Below are 19,260 nucleotides of genomic sequence, written 5' to 3'. Positions count from 1 at the left end.
GTGACCGACCCGCACACCCGGCCGTTCGCCCAGCACGCCCACGGGCCGGCGGGGCGCGCGGTCTCGGACCCGCCCGGGATCCCGGCGCGGGAGCTGCCCGGGCTGGACCCTGCCTGGTCTCGGGTCGTCGTCGCACCGGACGGGGAGGGCACGGTCCGGCACTGGCACGTCCTCGACAACGGCCCCCTGCTGCAGGGGCGCGGCGAGGAGGTCGCGGCGACCCTGCTGTGCGTGCACGGCAACCCGACGTGGTCCTACCTGTGGCGAGAGGTCCTCGCCCAGGCTCCGCGGGGCTGGCGCGTCGTGGCCGTCGACCAGCTCGGCATGGGCTGGTCGGAGCGCACCGCCGAGGCGCGGCGGCTCGCGCAGCGGGTGGAGGACCTGGACGGGCTGGCCGCGACGCTCGGCCTGCACGGGTCCGGGCCGGTCGCGCTGCTCGCCCACGACTGGGGCGGCCCGGTCGGGCTGGGGTGGGCGCTGCGCCACGTCCCCGACCTCCTCGGCGTGGTGCTGACCAACACCGCCGTCCACCAGCCGGCGCAGTTCGCGCCGCCGGCGGTGATCCGCCTCGCCCGGGCGCCCGGCCTGCTCGCCCAGGTATGTCGTCGCACGCCTCTCTTCGTCCGCGCCGCCACCGCCCTGTCCGTGCCTCCGCTGCCGAGGGCGGTGCGCGACGCCTTCGCGGCGCCCTACGCGACGCCGGGGCGCCGGGCCGCGGTGGCCGACTTCGTCGCCGACATCCCGTTCGAGCCGGACCACCCGAGCCGGGAGGCGCTGGACGCGATCGCGGCCGGCCTGGCCGACCTCGCGCAGGTGCCCGCGCTGCTGGTGTGGGGGCCGCGGGACCCGGTGTTCGGGCAGCGCTACCTGGACGACATGGTGCGCCGTGTGCCGCACGCGGACGTGCAGCGCTACCCCGGCGCCTCGCACCTGGTGCTCGAGGACAGGCCCGAGGGGGTCGGCGTGGTCTGGCGCTGGCTACAGCAGCAGGTCGCCGCACGCGCGGCCGCGGAGCAGGTGCTCACCGGACCCGAGGACGTCGATGGCGGGTCCGGGATCGGCGCGGGCACCGACGTGGCCCGCGTGCCGGTCCGGGTCGACGTCGGCCGACCCGAGGAGCCGGCGGTCGTGGAGATGGGCGACGGGCGCCGCTCGGTCACCTTCGCCGAGCTGGCCGGTCGCGTGGACGACGTCGCACGCGGGCTGGCCGCACGCGGCGTGCAGCAGGGCGACCGCGTCGCCGTGCTCGTCCCCCCTGGCATCGAGCTGACCACGCTGGTCTACGCGCTGTGGCGGCTCGGGGCCGTGGTCGTGGTCGCCGACGCGGGCCTCGGACTGGGCCGGCTCGGCAGCGCGCTGCGCTCGGCCGGCCCGCGCCACGTGGTCGGGATCGGCCGCGCGCTCGCGCTGGCCCGCCTCACCGGGGTGCCGGGCCAGCACCTGCTGGTGGGGACCGGGGGCGCCGAGCTGGACACGCTCGCGCAGGAGGGGCGCACGGCATACCCCGGCCTGCCCGAGGAGGGCGACCTCGACGGCGACGCCGACGGGGCGGTGCTGTTCACCTCCGGGGCGACCGGGCCCCCCAAGGGCGTCGTCTACACCCGCGCCCGGCTGGGCGCCCAGGTGGGGCTGCTGCGCGACACCTTCGCGCTGGCGCCCGGCGACGCCCTCGTCGCCGCGTTCGCGCCCTTCGCCCTGTACGGTCCGGCGCTCGGCCTGACCAGCGTCGTGCCCGACATGGACGTCACGGCACCGCACACCCTCACCGCACGGGCGCTCGCCGACGCCGTCGCGGCGGTGGGCGCCACCGCCGTCTTCGCCGCCCCCGCAGCCCTGCGCAACGTGGTCGCCACGGCCGGTGAGCTCGATGAGCAGCAGCGCGACGCACTGACCCGGCCGCGCCTCGTGCTGTCGGCCGGCGCACCGGTCCCGGTGGCGCTCCTGCGCCAGGTGCGCGAGCTGCTGCCCGAGGCGGCGACGCACACGCCCTACGGGATGACCGAGGCGCTGCCGGTCGCCACGCTCGACCCGACGACGCTCGACCCCGCGGACGAGCCGGGCGTCTGCGTCGGCGAGCCGGTGCCCGGCGTCACCGTCGCGATCGCCCCGCTCGACGCGGACGGCGTGCCGGCCGAGGACCTGGTCGGCGACGCCGGCGTGCTCGGCGAGATCGTCGTGCGCGGCCCGCACGTCAAGGAACGCTACGACCGGCTGTGGACCCACCAGCAGGCCAGCGACCGGCCGCACGGCTGGCACCGGACCGGCGACGTGGGGCACCTGGACGACCGCGGACGGCTCTGGGTCGAGGGCCGGCTCGCCCACGTGATCACCACGCCCGCCGGGCCGGTGACCCCGTATGCCGTGGAGGAGCGCCTCCGCGGGCTGCCCGCGATCGCCGACGTCGCGGTCGCCGGGGTCGGCCCGGCCGGCACCCAGCAGGTCGTGGTCGTCGTCGTGCCGCCCGGTCGCGGCGGGCCGGCCGCCCGGCTGACCGGGGCCCCGCGGGGGTCGGCGGTGCTGGCCCCGGCGGACGTCGCGGAGGCCGTGCGCGCCTCCGCCGGCGTCCCCGTCTGCGCCGTGCTCGTGCGCGACTGGCTGCCGGTCGACGTGCGGCACGCCAGCAAGGTCGACCGCGGCGAGCTGGCCCGCTGGGCGACGGGGGTCCTGCACGGTCGCCCGCTGCGGGACCGGCTCGCGGACGCCGTGCGCGACCGGGCACCGAGGACGAGGAGCCGCTGATGACCCACCCGACCGGCGACACGCTTGGTCCACCGGCGGCGCCCACCGTGTCGCCGGTCGGGGGTGCCGGGCAGCGGGTCCTGGTGACGGGCGCGAGCGGGATGCTCGGCGGCGCCGTCGCCGACCTCCTGGCCGCGCGCGGCTGGGACGTCACCGTGATGCAGCGCCGCTCCTCGGGGGGCCGCCACCGGGAGTCGCTGGGCGACGTCCGGGACGAGGACGCGGTCGCGCGGGCGGTCGCCGGCCAGGACGCCGTCGTGCACCTGGCCGCGAAGGTCGACGTCGTGGGGCCGTGGATGGACTTCGTGCGGGTCAACGCGACCGGGACGCGGCACGTCGTGGAGGCCGTGCGGGCCTCCGGTGCCGGACGGCTGGTGCAGGTCTCCTCGCCCTCGGTGGCGCACACCGGCCGCTCGCTGGCCGGGGCGGGCGCCGGTCCGGCCAGCCCGATGCGGGCACGGGGCAGCTATGCGCGCACCAAGGCCGCCGCCGAGCTCTTCGCCCTGCTGGCCGACTCCCCCGACCTCGCCGTCACCGCGGTGCGCCCGCACCTGGTGTGGGGTCCCGGGGACACCCAGCTGGTCGGGCGGATCGCCGAGCGGGCGAAGCAGGGGCGGCTCGCCCTCGTCGGCCCTGGCACCGCGCTCATCGACACCACCTACGTGGACAACGCGGCCGAAGCGGTCGTGGCCGCGCTCGAGCGGATCGAGCAGGCCCGGGGCGAGGCGTTCGTCGTCACCAACGGCGAGCCGCGGCCCGTCGGTGAGCTCCTCGCCGCGATCTGCCGTGCGGTCGGTGCACCGCCGCCGCGCCTGCACGTGCCGCGGCCGGTGGCGTGGGCACTGGGCGGTGCGGTCGAGGCCGCCGTCGCGGTCTCCGAGCGGGTCGAACTCCTCCCGACGATCACCCAGCCGCCGCTGACGCGCTTCCTCGCCGAGCAGCTGAGCACCGCGCACTGGTTCGACCAGCGGCGCACCCGTGAGGTGCTGGACTGGGAGCCGCGGGTGAGCATCGCCGAGGGGCTGGAGCGGCTGGCGGAGCACGCGTGCGGCTGACGCGTGCGGCGTGAAGGCGAGATCCGCGACCGCCTAGACTCACGGCATACCCGCCCGTCGCAAGGAGGACCACCATGGCCGAGGCCGTCATCGTCGCCGCCGCCCGTACCCCGATCGGTCGCGCCTTCAAGGGTTCGCTGACCTCCGTCCGCCCCGACGACATGGCTGCCGGCGTCATCCGCGCGGCCCTCGACCAGGTCCCCGGGCTCGACCCCACCACCGTCGACGACCTCTACCTCGGCTGTGCCGAGCCGTGGGGCGAGCACGGCTTCAACATGGCCCGAGTCGTGTCGGTCATGCTCGGCCTCGACACCGTGCCGGGCTCGACGATCAACCGCTTCTGCGCCTCCTCGGTCCAGACCACCCGGCAGGCCTTCCACGCGATCAAGGCCGGCGAGGGCGAGGTCTTCATCAGCGCCGGCGTCGAGTGCGTCTCGCGCTACGCCGACTTCAAGGGTGCCGGCGAGAGCAAGCCGGAGTGGCACAACCCCCTCTTCGCCGACGCCATGGCGCGCACCAAGGAGACCGCCAGGACCAACGCGACCTGGACCGACCCGCGCGAGCAGGGCCTGATCCCCGACGCCTACATCGCGATGGGCCAGACGGCCGAGAACGTCGCCACCTCCCTGGGCATCCCCCGCGAACGCCAGGACGAGTGGGGCGTGACCAGCCAGAACCGCGCCGAGAAGGCCATCGCCGAGGGAGTCTTCGAGCGCGAGATCGCCCCGGTCACCCTCGCCGACGGCACGGTCGTCTCCACCGACGACGGCCCGCGTCCCGGCGTGACCATGGAGAAGGTCTCCCAGCTCCAGCCGGTCTTCCGCGAGGACGGCACCGTCACGGCGGGCAACTGCTGCCCGCTCAACGACGGCGCCGCCGCGCTGGTCGTGATGAGCGACACCAGGGCCAAGGAGCTGGGGCTGAGGCCGCTGGCCCGCGTCGTGTCCACCGGCGTCTCCGCCCTCTCCCCCGAGATCATGGGTCTGGGTCCGATCGAGGCGTCCAGGCAGGCCCTGGCCCGGGCCGGGATGACCATCGAGGACATGGACCTCTACGAGATCAACGAGGCCTTCGCCGTCCAGGTGCTCGGCTCTGCCGACGCGCTCGGCATGGACTACGAGCGGCTCAACGTGCACGGCGGCGCGATCGCGCTGGGCCACCCGTTCGGCTCCACCGGCGCGCGCATCTCGACCACCCTGATCAACGCCCTGCAGACGCACGACAAGCAGTTCGGGCTGGAGACGATGTGCGTCGGCGGCGGCCAGGGGATGGCGATCGTCCTGGAGCGGCTCAGCTGAGCGCCTACCCGGCGGCGCGGACGCGCTGCCGGTAAGGTTGGGCGCGTCCTGCCCCCGACCGACCTCGTGAGGTACCCCTATGGCCGGTGGTCTCGCCGCCCTGCTCGACGACATCGCGGCGATCGCCCGCCTGGCGGCCGCGTCCGTCGACGACGTGGCGGCGGCCGCGGGCCGGGCGAGCACCAAGGCGGTCGGCGTGGTCGTCGACGACACGGCGGTGACCCCGCGCTACGTCACCGGGTTCGACCCCCGGCGCGAGCTGCCGATGATCCACAAGATCGCGCTGGGATCGATCCGCAACAAGCTGCTCTTCATCCTGCCGGCGATCCTGCTGCTCAGCCAGTTCCTGCCCTGGGTCGTCACGCCGCTGCTCATGCTCGGCGGGGCCTACCTGTCCTACGAGGGCGCCCACAAGATGCTCGAGTGGTTCGGGGTGGGCGGCCACGAGGCGGCCGAGGAGGTCGAGGACCGGGCCGTCCGGCGGGGTCCGGAGCAGGAGAAGAAGATGGTCGCCGGCGCGATCCGCACCGACTTCATCCTCTCCGCGGAGATCATGGTCATCGCGCTGCGCGAGGTGACCCACGAGCCGCTGCTCTCGCGGGCGGCGATCCTGGTCATCGTGGCGATCGGCATCACCGCGCTGGTCTACGGCGTGGTCGCGATCATCGTCAAGATGGACGACGTCGGACTGCATCTGGCCGGCAAGCCGTCACCGGTGATGCAGCGCCTGGGCACGAGCCTGGTCAAGGGGATGAAGCACGTGCTCCAGGTGCTCGCCACCGTCGGCGTCGTGGCGATGCTCTGGGTCGGCGGGCACATCCTGCTCGTGGGCATCGACGAGCTCGGCTTCCACCCGATCTACGACTTCGTCCACCACGCCGAGGGCGTCGTCGGCTCCTGGGTGCCTGCCATCGGCGGCGTCCTGTCCTGGCTGACCAACACCCTCTTCTCAGCCCTGCTCGGGCTCGTGGTCGGACTGGTCCTGGTCGGCGTCCGGGCCCTCCTGCCCTCCCACGACGAGGACGGGGCGCAGGAGCACGCAGCCGCGCACTGAGACCGTGCCGACCGTGTCGCCGGTCGGTCTGGTGGTCAGCCCATCGAGGCCGCCCAGGCGTCGAGCGCCTGCTGCACCTGCTCGTCGTCGCGCTGCGCCACCCGCGTCATGATCGTCCACCGCACGCCGTAGGGGTCCTGCACCGAGGCGAAGCGGTCACCCGTCACCTCGAAGTCGGCCGCCTCCTCGCGCACCCGCGCGCCCCGGGCGACGGCGCGGGCGAGGGTCGCGTCGACGTCGGGCACGTAGACAGCGATGCTGAACCGCGCGTCGTCGCTGCCCGGGTCGTTGGCCACGGCGTGGAACTGCTCGTTGGCGTCCATCACCTGCAACCGGCCGTCCTCGAGCTCCAGCTCGCAGTGCCAGACGCTGCCGTCGGGGCCGTTCATCCGGCTGGTCACGCGGGCGTCGAGGACGTCGGTGTAGAAGTCCACCGCCTCCGCCGCGGGCGAGACCACGAGCAGGGGGGTGAGCGTGCTGTAGCCCACGGGCCGGTACGGCGTCGGGGCAGAGGGTCGGGTGTCTGTCGTCATGTCACCCACCCTCCTAGGATCAGCGACGTGCCGCTTGAAGATCCGCGACGATCTGGCCCGGCGCGACCTGCCGGGGTGCTCTGGCCGGCCCGCGGTCAGGACGTCTACGACGTCGGCCAGGAGCAGGTGTCCGAGCCGATCACCGAGGTCGTCAGCCACTACTGGTGGGTGCGCTGGCGTCGGGAGTCCGTCCGCCCGTTCCGGCCCCACGTCCTTGGCCACCCGGTGGCGCACCTGACGGTCGAGGACGCCGAGGGCGGACGCATGCACGGTGTCGGTATGCCGTCCGCCCTCGTCCACGGGCTCCTCACCCGCGTCTTCGCGCCCGACCTGCCGACGGCCGGCAGGGTCGCAGGGGTCGCCTTCCGGCCCGGCGGGCTGGCTGCCCTGCTCGACCGGGACGTGCGTGACCTGACCGACCGGATCGTGCGGGCCGCGGACGTGCTCGGCCCACGGGTGAGCGAGGCCGCGCAGGCGGTGCTGGGCGAGCCGGACGAGGCCACCCGCCGTCAGCTTCTCCTCGCCTACCTGCTCGAGGTGCTCGATCCGCAGCTGCAGCGGGTGCGTGAGGACACCGCATACGCGACCGTGCTGGGGGCGGTGGACCTGATGCGGGCGCGTGAGCACACCACGCTCGCGCCGGTCGCGGACCGGTTGCACGTGTCGACCCGGACGCTGCAGCGGATGTTCGCGCGCTACGTCGGAGCCTCCCCGCTGTGGGTGCTGCGGCGCTACCGCCTGCAGGATGCGGCGCGCGCCATCGACACCGGCGACGGGCAGGACCTCGCCGCGCTGGCGAGCGACCTGGGCTTCGCCGACCAGGCGCACCTGACCCGCGCGTTCACCGCCGTGGTCGGGGTGCCGCCCTCGGCCTACCGACGGGGCGGGCCGGGATCAGGGCAGTGAGCGGCGCAGCGCGGTCAGCCGCCCGCCGAGCTCCTCCTCGCCCAGCCCGGCCGCGCGCCAGTCGTAGACCATCACCCGCAGCTGGTCCATGAGGACCCCGGGACCGAGGTCGGGGACCGGGACACGCTCCGTACCCTGCACGTCGGCGACCGCGTCGGCGAGCGCCTGCACCGTCGCCGACACCCCCGGGACGGCAGGGAGCGCGCGGTCCAGGGGCAGCTGCTGCCACCGCCGGACCACGCGCTCCAGCTCGTCCCCGACCGTGCGGCCGGGGTCGGTCATCAGCTCCTCTGCAGGATCGAGAAGAGACGCAGGAACTCGATGTAGAGCCAGACCAGGGTCGCCACGAGGCCGTGGGCGAGCAGCCAGGAGTACTTCTCCGGCGCACCGCCGGAGACCGCGCGGTCGATCGAGTCGAAGTCGACGGCCAGCGAGTAGGACGCCAGGCCGACACCGAAGAGCGAGACGAGGATGCCCAGCGGGCCGCCGTAGATGCCCCAGCCGTCGCCGAAGCCCAGGAACGAGGCACCGATGTTGACGAGCAGGAAGACCAGGTAGCCCATCGCCATCATCCCGAAGATGCGGCGCGACTTGCTGGTGACCTTGATGAAGCCGGCCTTCCAGCCGATGAACATCCCGGCGAAGGTCGCCATCGTGGCGACCACCGCGGTGGTGACGACGCCGGGGTACATCGCGTTGAAGGTCACGCTGACCGCGCCCAGGAACAGGCCCTGCAGCACGGCGTGCACCATGATCAGCGGGACGTTGACCTGCTTGGAGAAGCCGATGGCGAAGCTCAGCGCGAGCGAGCCGAACATGCCGAGCAGCCAGACCGGCATCGCCACGCCCGGCTGGGCACCCACGTAGAACCAGGTGGCGGCGGTCACGGCGAGCACGACGCCGAAGAGCATCAGCGACTTGACGACGACGTCGTCCAGGGTCAGCCGTCCGGTCTGCGCCGGGCCCGCGGGCGTCTGCGCGTACATGTCGCGCAGCTGCCGGTCGGTGAGCGTCTCGCTGGGGCCGGGCTGGTAGCCGGCCGGGATGGTCGGCGCGCCCTGGGCAGAGGCGTGGCCACCGGCCTGCTGGCCGAAGCCTGCGTAGGCGCGCTGCGCGGCCTCCCTGTCGATGCGGTTGAAGACCGGGTTGACGGCCATGAAACCTCCGTGGTTCGCGTGGCACGACGGGAAAGTCCCCCGCCGTGTCGGTTCACAGCCTAGAACGAGCGACCGGCGCAGACCATTCCGCGGCGGGTCTGTGTCAGAGGGTGGCGAGCCTGACGTTGGCGAGCTCGCGACCGTAGTGCGCGCGCATCGCGACCTTGCGCTCGAGGTCCTCGATGACGGCGGGCGCGAAGTCCACCTCGTAGAGCGCCTCGCAGCTGCCCAGCCCGCCGGGGCTGAAGACGTTGACCTCCATGAGCTTGTCCCCGACGATGTCGAGCCCGACCAGGAACATCCCGTCGGCGACCAGCTTGGGCCGCACGGCGTCCACCAGGCCGAGCATCTCGTCGGTGACCTCCACCGCCTCCGCCTTGCCGCCGGCGGACATGTTGGAGCGGATGTCCTCGCTCGTGCTCCGGCGCCGGAAGGCGGCATACTTGCCGTCCACCTTCAGCGGGCGACCGTTCATCACGAACATCCGGACGTCGCCGTCCTTGGCCTGCGGCAGGTACTCCTGCACCACGACATATCCGTCGCGCGCGATCGCCTCGATGATCTGGTTGAGGTTGGGCGACTCCTTGGAGTTGACCATGAAGACGCCCGAGCCGCCGGATCCCTGGAGCGGTTTGAGCACCGCCTTGCCGCCCAGCTCCTGGACGAACTGCTCGATCCGCAGCCCGTCCCGCGAGATGAGGGTCCGCGGCCGGACCGCCTCCGGGAAGTGCTGGAAGTAGGACTTGGACAGCGCGGTCGCCAGGCTGCCCGGGTCGTTGACCACCAGGACGCCTCCGGAGGCGATGAGGTCGCCGAAACCGACGAGGGCGTTGTTGGCCCAGGCCGCTCCGTCCGCGTCCTCGGCGGGGTCGCTGCGCAGCATGACGACGTCGAACTCGTCGAGCGGGATCTGCTCGTCCTCCTCCGGCTTCTGGACGTCGTGCAGATAGCGCTCGAGCGAGCGGTAGGTCTTCTCCGCCCCCGCCCGGGCGCGCGCGGACAGCGAGCCGTCCGGCTCGTAGCCGAAGTCGCCCATCCCCATCAGCCAGGCCTCGTGACCCATGTTGGTGGCGGTCATCGCCAGCCGTGTGGTGGTGTAGACGGACTGCTCGGTCATGACGTCGTTGACGACGAAGGCGATCTTCATCCCAGGCCTTTCGTGAGGGTGGTGAGGTCGTCGGTCCCGGCGACCTCGTGCAGGCGCGTGACGGCGCGGGGGTCGCGCAGCCAGCGGGGGGTGAGTCGGGGCGGGCGCAGGATCCCGCGGTCGTGCAGGTCCTGCACCAGCGGCAGGTCGCGCAGGGCGAACTTGCCCAGGAAGAGCAGGTCCAGGGTCCCGCCGCCGGCCAGGTGGTCACGCAGGTCGAGCAGGCCGCGCAGGTAGATGGCGTCCTTGGTGAGCCCGCCGGAGCGGTAGACCCGCATGACGGTGGTGTAGGCCGTGCCCGCCGGCACGCCGTCCGCCACCAGGGCCGCGTGCGCCTCCCGGAACGAGGCGCCGGAGAGCATCCGGTGGACGGTGAGCACCCGCACGGCCAGCTGCCGGAGCCGGAACGGCGTCAGGCCTCCGCAGCCCACCTCGGCGAGCACCGCCAGGCCCTCCTGGGTCTCGTCGTAGCCGGCCAGGCCCTCGCCGAGGGTCTTCACCGGCTGGCCGGACCCGTTGACCTGGGTCACCAGGTGGGTGCCGACCTCGTGCTGGAGCAGGGCGTCGCCGCGGACGGCCGCGACGGCCGCGGTCTCGCTGATCAGCAGGGTGCTGCCCTCGACGAGCACGCCGCTGACGTCGGGCCGGACCTCGGCGTGGATCCCGACATCGGGATCGTCCTCGCGGTAGGTCTCGATCTCGGCCTCCGCCAGCGCCAGGAACTCCTCGGCGGTCAGCATGTCGCCGGGCTGCCCGGCCACGTCGAGCCGGGCGACGAGGTCCTGGGCCTGCCCGCGCAGGGTGGGCCCGACGGCTCCGTACAGCTCCACCGACAGCGCCCGGAAGTCGGCGGTGCCCCGCGCCCGGAGCATCTCCAGCTGGAGCTTCATCTCCCGGTGCTTGCGGCGCAGCAGGTCGCCCAGCGTCGGGTCGCCGACCCGGTCGAGGGCGACGTGGTCCAGCTGGGCGTCGAGGACGTCGGGGTCGGCGTCGAGCTCCCGGTAGCGGAACGGAGGCTCCTTCACAGTGCCGGCCAGGAACTCGGCGCGGTGCGCCTCGGCGTCGACAGGCGTGACGTCCAGGATGAAGCGGATGCCCGAGGAGAGCATCGCCAGGGTGTGGTCGACGGCGAGGTCCTCGGCGCTCAGCACGGCGGGACCCTCGGCGGGGGTCACGCGCTCACCTGCGCTCCAGGGTGCGCAGCGCGTCCAGCACCGGCGCGTGGGTGGCGGCGAGGGCGTCCGCCAGCTCCTGCAGGTGCTGCCGGTCCGGCTGGCCGGTCCACTCGTCCATGAAGGTCTTCTTGAACTCCAGGGCGAGGCAGACGCCGACGCCTGCGTAGCGCTCGTGGACCCACCAGGCCAGGGCCCGGCCCTCGAACTTGACGTTCTCCCGCACGTCCAGGTGGTGTCCCTGCACCTGCTGGGCCCGCAGCGTCCGGGAGAAGGCCTGCACGAGCGGGGCGAACCTCTCGTCCACGGTGCCGGTGCCCAGGTTGACCTCCGGGTTCTCCTCGACGTCCGCCTCGTCGGCGTCGGCACCGTCCCGGCGGTGGTTGTAGGAGTGCACGTCGTAGACCACGAAGGGACCGCGCGCCGCCACCTCGTCCAGGTGCCGGGCGAGGTCGGCGTAGAAGGCGTCGTAGACCTGCAGGCTCCCCGCGACGAGCTCCTCCTCGAGCGGGTCCGCACGCCATACCTCCAGCCCCCAGCAGTCCTCCGGCGTGCGGTAGACGGCCGTCTCACGGGGCCGGTTGAGGTCGACCTCGAAGCGCGAGCGTCGGGCGACGACGCGGGCCGGGGCGGCCGCGCCGATCACGTCGGTGAAGGGATCCTCCTCGCGCAGCCGCACGGCCTCCTCGAGGATCATCGCGGCGGCGATCTCGGGGCGCAGCTCGTGGCCCTGGTGGATGGCGGTGGCGACCAGCTGCCCGGACCAGTCGCCATGGATGTCGTGCGTCGGTGGCATGTGCCCTGTCTACCCGACGTTGACGCACGCGTCACCCTGAGGGCCGACCGCAGGACGGCGGGGATTCCGTTTGTCGGGGGTGGCCGTTAGGCTCTGGGGGTCATCCGGCCGGAAGGAGTGAGGGTATGGCGCGTCTCGCCCCCTCGCGCCGGCGCGCCCGCAGCTCGCTCGCCCTGGTGCTGACCGCCGGTGTCGGACTGAGCGGTGTCGCCGGCACGGGCCTGGTCGCTGGCGCGAGCCCCACGACGTCCGCCCGCACGATCGCGCCACCGCAGCACCCCGTCCAGCCGCTCCGCCAACCACTGCCCGAGCCGCCGGTCGACGCGTCCGACCCGGCGCTGCGCCTGGGGCTGACGCCCTACCACGACGTCTCGCGCCGGATCAACGCCGCCGTCGCCTCCTCCGACCGGGTCTCCGCGCAGGTGCTCACCACCACCGCCGGCGGCCGCGACGTGGTCATGGTCACGCTCACCGCGCCGGAGACCCCGGCGCAGATCGAGCGTCAGCAGGCGATGCGCGAGCTGGTCGGCGACCGTCCGGCGCTGGCCGCCCGCGACACCGAGGTGGCCCGGGACTACAAGGTGCCGGTGCTCGTCGACGCCAACATCCACGGCAACGAGTTCGAGGGCACCGACGCGGCGCTGCGGCTGGTCGAGGAGTGGGCGACCTCCACCGACCCGCAGGTGGTGCGCACCCTGGAGACCACCCGCGTGCACCTGGTGATCTCGGCCAACCCGGACGGCCGGGCCGCCAACACCCGGCGCAACGCGGCCGGCTTCGACCTCAACCGCGACCTGCTCACCGCCAGCCAGCCGGAGTCGCGGGCGCTGCGCGAGGTCCTGGCCCGGGTCCAGCCGGTGATGATGATCGACCTGCACGGCTACGTCAACGGCACGCTGGTGGAGCCCACGACGCCGCCGCACGGGGAGAACTACGAATACGACCTCTTCCTCAAGCACGCCTGGCCCAACGCGCTCGGTATCGAGCAGGCCATCCTCGACCTCGGCTACGGCGAGTCCGACGGCCTGCGCCCGCCCCAGGTGCCGCTGCGCGACTGGGACGAGGGCTGGGACGACTGGCCGCCGATCTTCGCGCCCCAGTACGCCGCCCTCCACGGTGCGGTGGCGCACACGGTCGAGATCCCGCTGCGGGTCAACAACTCCTCCTACCAGCTGCCGGTCGAGGAGCTGCGGCGCCGGGCGGCGATCAACACCGACGTCGCCCACGCCGTGATCACCGCGACGCTGGGGTATGTCGCGGCGCACCGCTCCGCCCTCCTCGCCGACCAGATCGAGGTCTTCCGCCGCGGCGCGGCGGGCGAGCCGCAGCGCCGGGTGGCCGACGTCCTGCCCGAGGTGGCCGGCGAGGAGGATGTCTGGACCACCCTCTACCCGCGCGCCTACGTCATACCCGTGGGTCCCGGGCAGCGCTCCGCCCCGGCGGCCGCGCGCCTGGTCGACCATCTGCTCGCCGACGGCGTGCAGGTGCGGCGGCTGACGCGGGCGGCGCGGATCGACGGCGCCACCTACCCGGTCGGCAGCTATGTGGTCGACCTGCACCAGCCGTTGCGCGGGCTGGCCAACACCACGCTCGGGCCGGGCACCGACATCTCCGAGCGGGTCGGGGCGATGTACGACATCTCCGGGTGGAGCCTGGGGCTGCTGTGGGGCGCCGACGTCGTCACCGTGCCGCAGGGCGCGCCGCTGCGGGTGGCCGACGAGCCGGTCGAGGCCGCCGCCGCCACCGCGTCGGTCGAGCCGTCCCGCACGGGATGGGTGCTGCATCTCGACGACCCGGCGGACGTGGCCGCCCTCACGGACCTGCTCGGGGCAGGGGTCCCGGTGCAGTGGCTCGACGACGGGTCGGTCCTGGTGCCGCAGGGTGCCGACGCGGCCGCGGTGGCGCAGGAGCACGGCGTCCAGCTGGCCGCGGCACCGCGGGGCAGCGTCGGTGAGCCCCTCGAGCACCTCCTCGTCGGCGTCGCCGGCACGCCCGAGGAGCGCTGGGCGATCGGCGAGATGGACCTGGTGGCGCAGCCGGTCAGCAGCGCGGCGCTCAACGACGGGCTCGACCTGTCCGGGCTCGACGCGCTCTACGTCTCCTCGGGGCTGCGGTGGGCCGAGCTCACCCCGGACGCCCGGGCCGAGCTGCGGTCCTTCGTCGACGACGGCGGCGGCGTGGTGGCGCGCGGGCCGGAGGGCGCAGCCCTCAACGCCGCCCTGGGGCTGCTCGACGTCACCGCCGTGGAGGGCCGCGGGGACGCCAACGGCGTCGTGACCGTGGACAACGCCACCGGCCCGCTGGGCAGCGGCGCACCGGAGCACACCTTCGTCTACGCCCCGATGTGGTTCACCGGACTCGGCAGCGGCGTCGTCGTGGAGCAGCGTCTCGCCCCGGACCCGCTGCTCAGCGGGCACTGGCGTCCCCGTGACGACGGCACGGGCGGTCCGGGGGACGCGGCCGGGCAGGCGCTGGTCGTGCGCGGCGAGGACGACGCGACCGGGGCACGCACCGTCCTGATCGGCTCCGAGCCGCTCTTCCGGGCCCATCCCAAGGGCAGTACGCCCTGGTCGCCCGGGCCCTGCTCTGGTCCTCCCTCGGCGGCTGAGCCACCCTCCCGGACCTGGTGGGCTGACACGCCCGGCGGCCGCGCCCGGGTGCGGCACGGCATACCCCTCTGCCACGATGAGGCTCGTGAACCCGAGCACACCTGCATCGCTGGAGGCTGCCACCGCGAAGATGCGCGCGGCACGGGTGTCCGACGTCGCCGTGGAGGTCTTCCGGCAGGCGTGGACCGAGCTGGCCCGCGGGGACACCGGCACCCTCGCCGAGACCCAGCTGGAGCCGGTGACCGACCTGGACAGCCTCCAGGACCTCGATCCCGACGCCGAGGCCCGGGCTCTGGGCCGCACCGCGGTCGTCAAGCTCAACGGCGGACTGGGCACCTCGATGGGCATGGACCGCGCCAAGTCCCTGGTGCCCGTGCGCGAGGGCCGCAGCTTCCTGGAGCTGACGATCGACCAGGTGCGGCACGCGCGCGAGCGGTCGGGGGCGCGGCTGCCGCTGGTGCTGATGAACTCCTTCCGCACCCGCGAGGACAGCCTGGCGGTCCTCGCCGAGCACCCGGACCTGCCGGTCGACGGCGTGGACGCCGACTTCCTGCAGAGCCAGGAGCCCAAGCTGCTCGCCGGGACGCTCGCCCCGGTGCAGTGGCCGGCGGACCCGGACCTGGAGTGGTGCCCGCCGGGGCACGGTGACCTCTACCCCGCGCTGCTGGCCTCCGGGATGCTGGAGCAGCTGAGGGCGGCGGGCTTCCGCTACGCGATGGTGAGCAACTCCGACAACGTCGGGGCTGCCCCCTCGGCGGCGATCGCGGACTGGTTCGCCCGCAGCGGGGCGCCGCTGGCGATGGAGGTGTGCCGGCGCACGGCCGCCGACCGCAAGGGCGGCCACCTGGCGGTGCGCCGGTCCGACGGGCAGCTGGTGCTGCGGGAGAAGGCGCAGACCGCGCCGGAGGACGCCGACGCCTTCGCCGACGTCGACCGGCACCGCTTCTTCAACACCAACACCCTGTGGCTCGACCTGGACCAGGTCGCCTCGGTGCTGAAGGAGCGCGGCGGCGTCCTGGGCCTGCCGCTGATCCGCAACGAGAAGACGGTCGACCCCACCGACCCCACCTCTCCGCGCGTGGTGCAGGTCGAGACGGCGATGGGCTCGGCGATCGAGGTGTTCGAGGGGGCCACGGCGATCGAGGTGCCGCGCACGAGGTTCCGTCCGGTGAAGACCACCGACGACCTGCTGCTGCTGCGCTCGGACGCGTTCGAGCTGACCGACGACGCCCGGCTCGAGCCCGTCGTCGACCCGCTGCCGCTGGTGACGCTCGGCGAGCACTACCGCACGCTGGCTGCGTTCGAGTGTCGCTTCCCGCACGGCGCGCCCTCGCTGCGGGAGGCGTCCTCGCTGACCGTGGAGGGTGACTGGACCTTCGGGGCCGGGGTGCGGGTGGTCGGCGACGCGCTGCTGGGTGCCACCCCCGGTGCGCGGCCCGTGCCCGACGACGCGACCGTGGGACCGGACGGCGTGGCCTGACCGGCTCCGGCGGCCCTCGGCCACGACCCGGAGCGCAGCCGCTGCGCTCAGGGGGTTCCAGTCATCCGTCCGTCGCCTGGCCGGTCGTGCGGGCCAGGTATCGGCCCAGCTCGACCAGACCGTCCTCCCCCAGCACCTCGCCCGGCAGCAGCGGCACCTCGACGAGCGGGAGCTGCGGCAGCGACGAGCGCAGCTGGGCGAGGTAGCCCTCCTCCACCTCCCGGCGGGCGGCGAGCAGGTCGCCGGCGTCCGCGGGCGAACGCTTGTTGACGACCACGGCCGCCACGTCCATCCCGGAACGGACCAGCTGCGCGTGCAGCTCGACCGACTCCAGCACGGGCAGCCGCTCCGCGGCGGTGACGATGACGAACGCGGTCGCGGCGTGGTCCTGCAGCACCCCGCGCAGATTGCGGAAGCGGTGCTGACGGCGGTCGAGCACCTCGCGGATCTCCTCGTCGCGCCGGGCGCGACGGTCCTGGGTGCGGCGCGGGCCGACCGAGGTCCCGACGACGTCGGCGGCGGGGTCCCGGTCCCGGTCCTCGCCCTCGAGCCCCCGCAGCGCGGCCCCGAACCTGGAGGAGCGGTCCTGACGCCGCAGCAGCCCCTCCGTCCAGGCCTGCATGAGCTCGGGCAGGGCGATGAGCCGGGTGGTGTGCCCGCTCGGCGCGGTGTCGAAGATCACCAGCTCCTCGGGCGCGCGAGCCTCGACGACCTCGGCGACCCGCTCGAGCACCGCGGCCTCGTGGGTGCCTGGCGCGTCGCGCGCCAGGTCCAGGTGCTTGTCGACCTCGCGCTGCAGGTGCTCGGGCATCAGCCGGTGCAAGGTCGTGCGCACCGTCTTCAGGTGGGCGTCGGTGGTGCGACCGGGATCGATCTCCAGGCCACGCAGGAGCGGGGCGAGCTCGACGGGCTCGTCGCCCACCTCGCGTCCCCACAGGTGCCCGAGGTTGTGCGCGGGGTCGGTGGAGACCACCACCGTCGGCCGGCCGGCGCGTGCCTGCGCCAGGGCGAGCGCGGAGGCGACGGCGGTCTTGCCGACCCCGCCCTTGCCCCCGACGAACAGGACCTCGCGCTCTCGGGCCAGGTCGGTCAGCGGGTGGGACATCGGGCTCCTGGGGTCGGGGGGTGGAGGACCGTGATCAGCAGCAGGAGAAGGTGTCCAGCGGCGAGCGGTCCAGGCCCATCCGCCGGTGCCAGGCGTGGAACTGCTCGTAGACGGCGGGCAGCAGCTCGACGGTGTAGTAGCTGGCGGGGTTGGGCACGCCGAGCGCCTCGGCCATGACGATGACCATGAACAGGTCGTCCTCGTCCTGCTGGGCGCGGGCGAAGGTGCGCCGGTAGGGACCGCTGTAGAAGTCCCGCAGCCCCGCGGCCAGCCCTGAGAGGCGGCCGCGGGGCTCCGGGGTCGGATCGGACATGCTGCCAGGGTAGGGCGCGCGCTACTCCCGCGCGTCCTCGGCCTCGTAGGTCGCCTCCGCGAGCAGCTCGGCGTCGTCGTCACCGGTGTAGGACCGGGCAGCCTTCATCGCGCCGAAGGCCTCCACGATCACCCAGATCGAGGCGACCAGGATGATGACGTCGAGCACCAGGAGCAGCCAGTTGCCCTGCTCGTAGAAGGTGCCGAGCTGGATGAACAGCGCGTAGATCGTCACCACCCCGACGAACACCAGGGGGATCAGCGCCGGGAGCGGGTTGCGCTTGCGGCGGATGAGCATGATCGCCAGGATCGCCAGCGTCAGACCGGCCATCAGCTGGTTGGTCGTGCCGAACAGCGGCCAGATGAGCAGACCGCCGGAGCCGTCGACACCGGCACCGAAGGTGAGCGCGAGCGCCACGGCGACGGCGATGAAGGTCGCCAGGTTCTTGCGGACGGTGACGCCGATGACGTCGCCGATCTCCTGGACGACGAAGCGCTGGAGGCGGACACCGGTGTCCATGGTGGTCGCCGCGAAGAGGATCGCGGTGGTCGCCATGATCGTGGCCGACAGCGACTGCGGCAGGCCCAGGCCCGCCTCGATGATCGTGCCGCCGCCCTGGACGAAAGCGTTGACTCCGCCGTCGTTGAAGGCCTGGTAGACGTTCTCCCAGTCGGCCAGGGTGCGGAAGCCGGCGGTGGTGGCGATGATCGCACCCAGGGCGAGCAGACCCTCGCCGACGGCACCGAAGTAGCCGACGAAGCGGGCGTCGCTCTCCTTGTTCAGCTGCTTGGAGCTGGTGCCGGACGACACCATGCCGTGGAAGCCGGAGATGGCGCCGCAGGCGATCGTGACGAACAGCAGCGGGACGATGCCGGGCGTGCCGTCGGGGACGTTCTGGTTGTAGGCCGGAGCGACGACCTCCGGGCGGGCCAGCAGGACCGAGCCGTAGAGGATGCCCAGGGCGATGAACAGCTGGAGGCCGTTGATGTAGTCGCGCGGCTGGAGGAGCATCCAGACCGGCAGCATGGAGGCGATGCCGGCGTAGACGAACAGCAGGATGATCCACACGGCCTTGTCGGGCAGGCCCCAGACCGTCTCGGGCAGGGCGAGCGGCGCGCTGTTGCCCACGAGGATGAGGGCATACAGCGCCACGACGCCGACCACCGACACGGTGGGCAGGCTCCACTTCAGGCGGTAGATCGCCTGGCCGACGAGGAAGGCCACGACCAGCGCGCCCCACGTCGGGATGACGGCGGTCGGGGTGCCGATCAGCAGGTTGGCGATGACCACCGCGAACGCCGCGTTGACCATGAGCAGCAGCAGGAAGATGACGACGAGGAAGAGGTTGCGGCCGTGCTTGCCGATGTAGCGGCCGGACAGCGCACCGATGGACTGGCCGCGGTTGCGGACGGAGGCCCACAGTGCACCCATGTCGTGCATGCCGGCGAAGAAGACGGTGCCGAGCGTGACCCAGAGGAAGGCCGGCAGCCAGCCCCAGATCACCGCGATGGCGGGGCCGACGATGGGCGCGGCGCCGGCCACCGAGGTGAAGTGGTGGCCCCACAGGACGTACTTGTTGGTCGGGACGTAGTCGACCCCGTCCTCCATCGTGTGGGCGGGGGTCGGCCGCGAGTCGTCGAGGGCGTAGATCTTGCTCGCGAGGAACTTCGAGTAGAGGAAGTATCCCGCCAGGATCATGCCCACGCCGATGACCGCGAGGAGCAGAGAGTTCATGACAGCACCTTGTGGTGAGGGACCTGCCGGTCCGGGATCGTGATGATGGCCACCGTAGCGAACGGGTGCGGACGAGGTGGCAGGAAGGTGCCCCCGACGGGACTCGAACCCGCACTGTGCCCATTTTAAGTGGGCTGCCTCTGCCGGTTGGGCTACGGGGGC

At 73.3% G+C, this 19,260-nt stretch carries 15 protein-coding genes, 1 tRNA gene and 1 pseudogene; 7 read left to right on the top strand and 10 right to left on the bottom strand.

Translation table 11 applies throughout. From position 1 onward, the window contains the following. From DV701_RS15455 to DV701_RS15440, 4 genes are all read left to right on the top strand, one after another. Nucleotides 1-2,739, top strand: a complete 2,739-nt coding sequence (locus DV701_RS15455) for an alpha/beta fold hydrolase (protein ID WP_228255072.1) — start codon at nucleotides 1-3, stop codon at nucleotides 2,737-2,739. After that, nucleotides 2,739-3,794, top strand: coding sequence for an NAD-dependent epimerase/dehydratase family protein (locus DV701_RS15450; RefSeq protein ID WP_114929578.1), 1,056 nt, complete (start codon nucleotides 2,739-2,741; stop codon nucleotides 3,792-3,794). Before DV701_RS15455 ends, DV701_RS15450 begins: the two co-directional genes overlap by 1 nt. Nucleotides 3,795-3,868: 74 nt before the next feature. Next, nucleotides 3,869-5,092: an acetyl-CoA C-acetyltransferase gene (locus tag DV701_RS15445; RefSeq protein WP_114929576.1), complete on the top strand. Its 1,224-nt coding sequence runs from the start codon at nucleotides 3,869-3,871 to the stop codon at nucleotides 5,090-5,092. Nucleotides 5,093-5,171: 79 nt separating this feature from the next. Next, entirely contained in the window at nucleotides 5,172-6,146 is a 975-nt protein-coding gene (locus DV701_RS15440) for a DUF808 domain-containing protein (protein WP_114929574.1), read from the top strand. 35 nt (nucleotides 6,147-6,181) lie between these two features. Here DV701_RS15440 and DV701_RS15435 read toward each other — a convergent pair whose 3' ends face one another. Then, the gene (locus DV701_RS15435; RefSeq protein WP_114929572.1) at nucleotides 6,182-6,679 is read right to left on the bottom strand and encodes a VOC family protein; all 498 of its coding nucleotides are present in this window, start codon (nucleotides 6,677-6,679) and stop codon (nucleotides 6,182-6,184) included. A gap of 27 nt (nucleotides 6,680-6,706) precedes the next feature. Between DV701_RS15435 and DV701_RS15430 the strand changes: the two genes are divergently transcribed. Further along, a complete protein-coding gene (locus tag DV701_RS15430) occupies nucleotides 6,707-7,585 on the top strand; it encodes an AraC family transcriptional regulator (protein ID WP_202863555.1) in 879 nt (292 codons plus the stop codon). Here the strand turns inward: DV701_RS15430 and DV701_RS15425 are convergent. The 5 genes from DV701_RS15425 to DV701_RS15405 form a co-directional block, all read right to left on the bottom strand. Then, nucleotides 7,574-7,867, bottom strand: a complete 294-nt coding sequence (locus tag DV701_RS15425) for a hypothetical protein (protein ID WP_114929570.1) — start codon at nucleotides 7,865-7,867, stop codon at nucleotides 7,574-7,576. The genes DV701_RS15430 and DV701_RS15425 overlap by 12 nt on opposite strands. Next, the gene (locus DV701_RS15420) at nucleotides 7,867-8,742 is read right to left on the bottom strand and encodes a Bax inhibitor-1/YccA family protein (protein WP_114929568.1); all 876 of its coding nucleotides are present in this window, start codon (nucleotides 8,740-8,742) and stop codon (nucleotides 7,867-7,869) included. Before DV701_RS15420 ends, DV701_RS15425 begins: the two co-directional genes overlap by 1 nt. 103 nt (nucleotides 8,743-8,845) lie before the next feature. Beyond that, a complete protein-coding gene (locus tag DV701_RS15415) occupies nucleotides 8,846-9,889 on the bottom strand; it encodes a glutathione synthase (protein WP_114929566.1) in 1,044 nt (347 codons plus the stop codon). Next, nucleotides 9,886-11,064 (bottom strand): flavohemoglobin expression-modulating QEGLA motif protein, encoded by a 1,179-nt coding sequence (locus DV701_RS15410; protein WP_228255071.1) that lies wholly within the window; start codon nucleotides 11,062-11,064, stop codon nucleotides 9,886-9,888. Before DV701_RS15410 ends, DV701_RS15415 begins: the two co-directional genes overlap by 4 nt. Before the next feature lie 4 nt (nucleotides 11,065-11,068). Then, nucleotides 11,069-11,857 carry an N-formylglutamate amidohydrolase gene (locus DV701_RS15405; RefSeq protein ID WP_114929564.1) on the bottom strand — a complete coding sequence of 263 codons (789 nt, stop codon included), beginning with the start codon at nucleotides 11,855-11,857 and terminating at the stop codon, nucleotides 11,069-11,071. A 125-nt stretch (nucleotides 11,858-11,982) separates the two neighbouring features. Between DV701_RS15405 and DV701_RS18940 the strand changes: the two are divergent. Next, a pseudogene (locus DV701_RS18940) lies at nucleotides 11,983-12,735 on the top strand (M14 family zinc carboxypeptidase); the annotation flags it as partial. 1,807 nt (nucleotides 12,736-14,542) lie between these two features. After that, nucleotides 14,543-15,946 (top strand): UTP--glucose-1-phosphate uridylyltransferase, encoded by a 1,404-nt coding sequence (locus DV701_RS15395; protein WP_324616596.1) that lies wholly within the window; start codon nucleotides 14,543-14,545, stop codon nucleotides 15,944-15,946. Between the two features lie 61 nt (nucleotides 15,947-16,007). Here DV701_RS15395 and DV701_RS15390 read toward each other — a convergent pair whose 3' ends face one another. The 4 genes from DV701_RS15390 to DV701_RS15375 form a co-directional block, all read right to left on the bottom strand. Beyond that, a complete protein-coding gene (locus tag DV701_RS15390; RefSeq protein ID WP_114929558.1) occupies nucleotides 16,008-17,051 on the bottom strand; it encodes an ArsA family ATPase in 1,044 nt (347 codons plus the stop codon). A 34-nt stretch (nucleotides 17,052-17,085) separates the two neighbouring features. Next, nucleotides 17,086-17,364 (bottom strand): cory-CC-star protein, encoded by a 279-nt coding sequence (locus DV701_RS15385; RefSeq protein WP_114929556.1) that lies wholly within the window; start codon nucleotides 17,362-17,364, stop codon nucleotides 17,086-17,088. A 21-nt stretch (nucleotides 17,365-17,385) separates the two neighbouring features. After that, nucleotides 17,386-19,098 carry a carbon starvation CstA family protein gene (locus tag DV701_RS15380; RefSeq protein ID WP_114929554.1) on the bottom strand — a complete coding sequence of 571 codons (1,713 nt, stop codon included), beginning with the start codon at nucleotides 19,096-19,098 and terminating at the stop codon, nucleotides 17,386-17,388. A gap of 88 nt (nucleotides 19,099-19,186) precedes the next feature. Continuing rightward, nucleotides 19,187-19,260 (bottom strand) — tRNA-Leu (locus tag DV701_RS15375).

It is taken from the genome of Ornithinimicrobium avium, assembly GCF_003351765.1.
Classification (GTDB): Bacteria; Actinomycetota; Actinomycetes; order Actinomycetales; family Dermatophilaceae; genus Ornithinicoccus; species Ornithinicoccus avius.
This window is presented reverse-complemented; position numbering and strand designations above follow the sequence as displayed.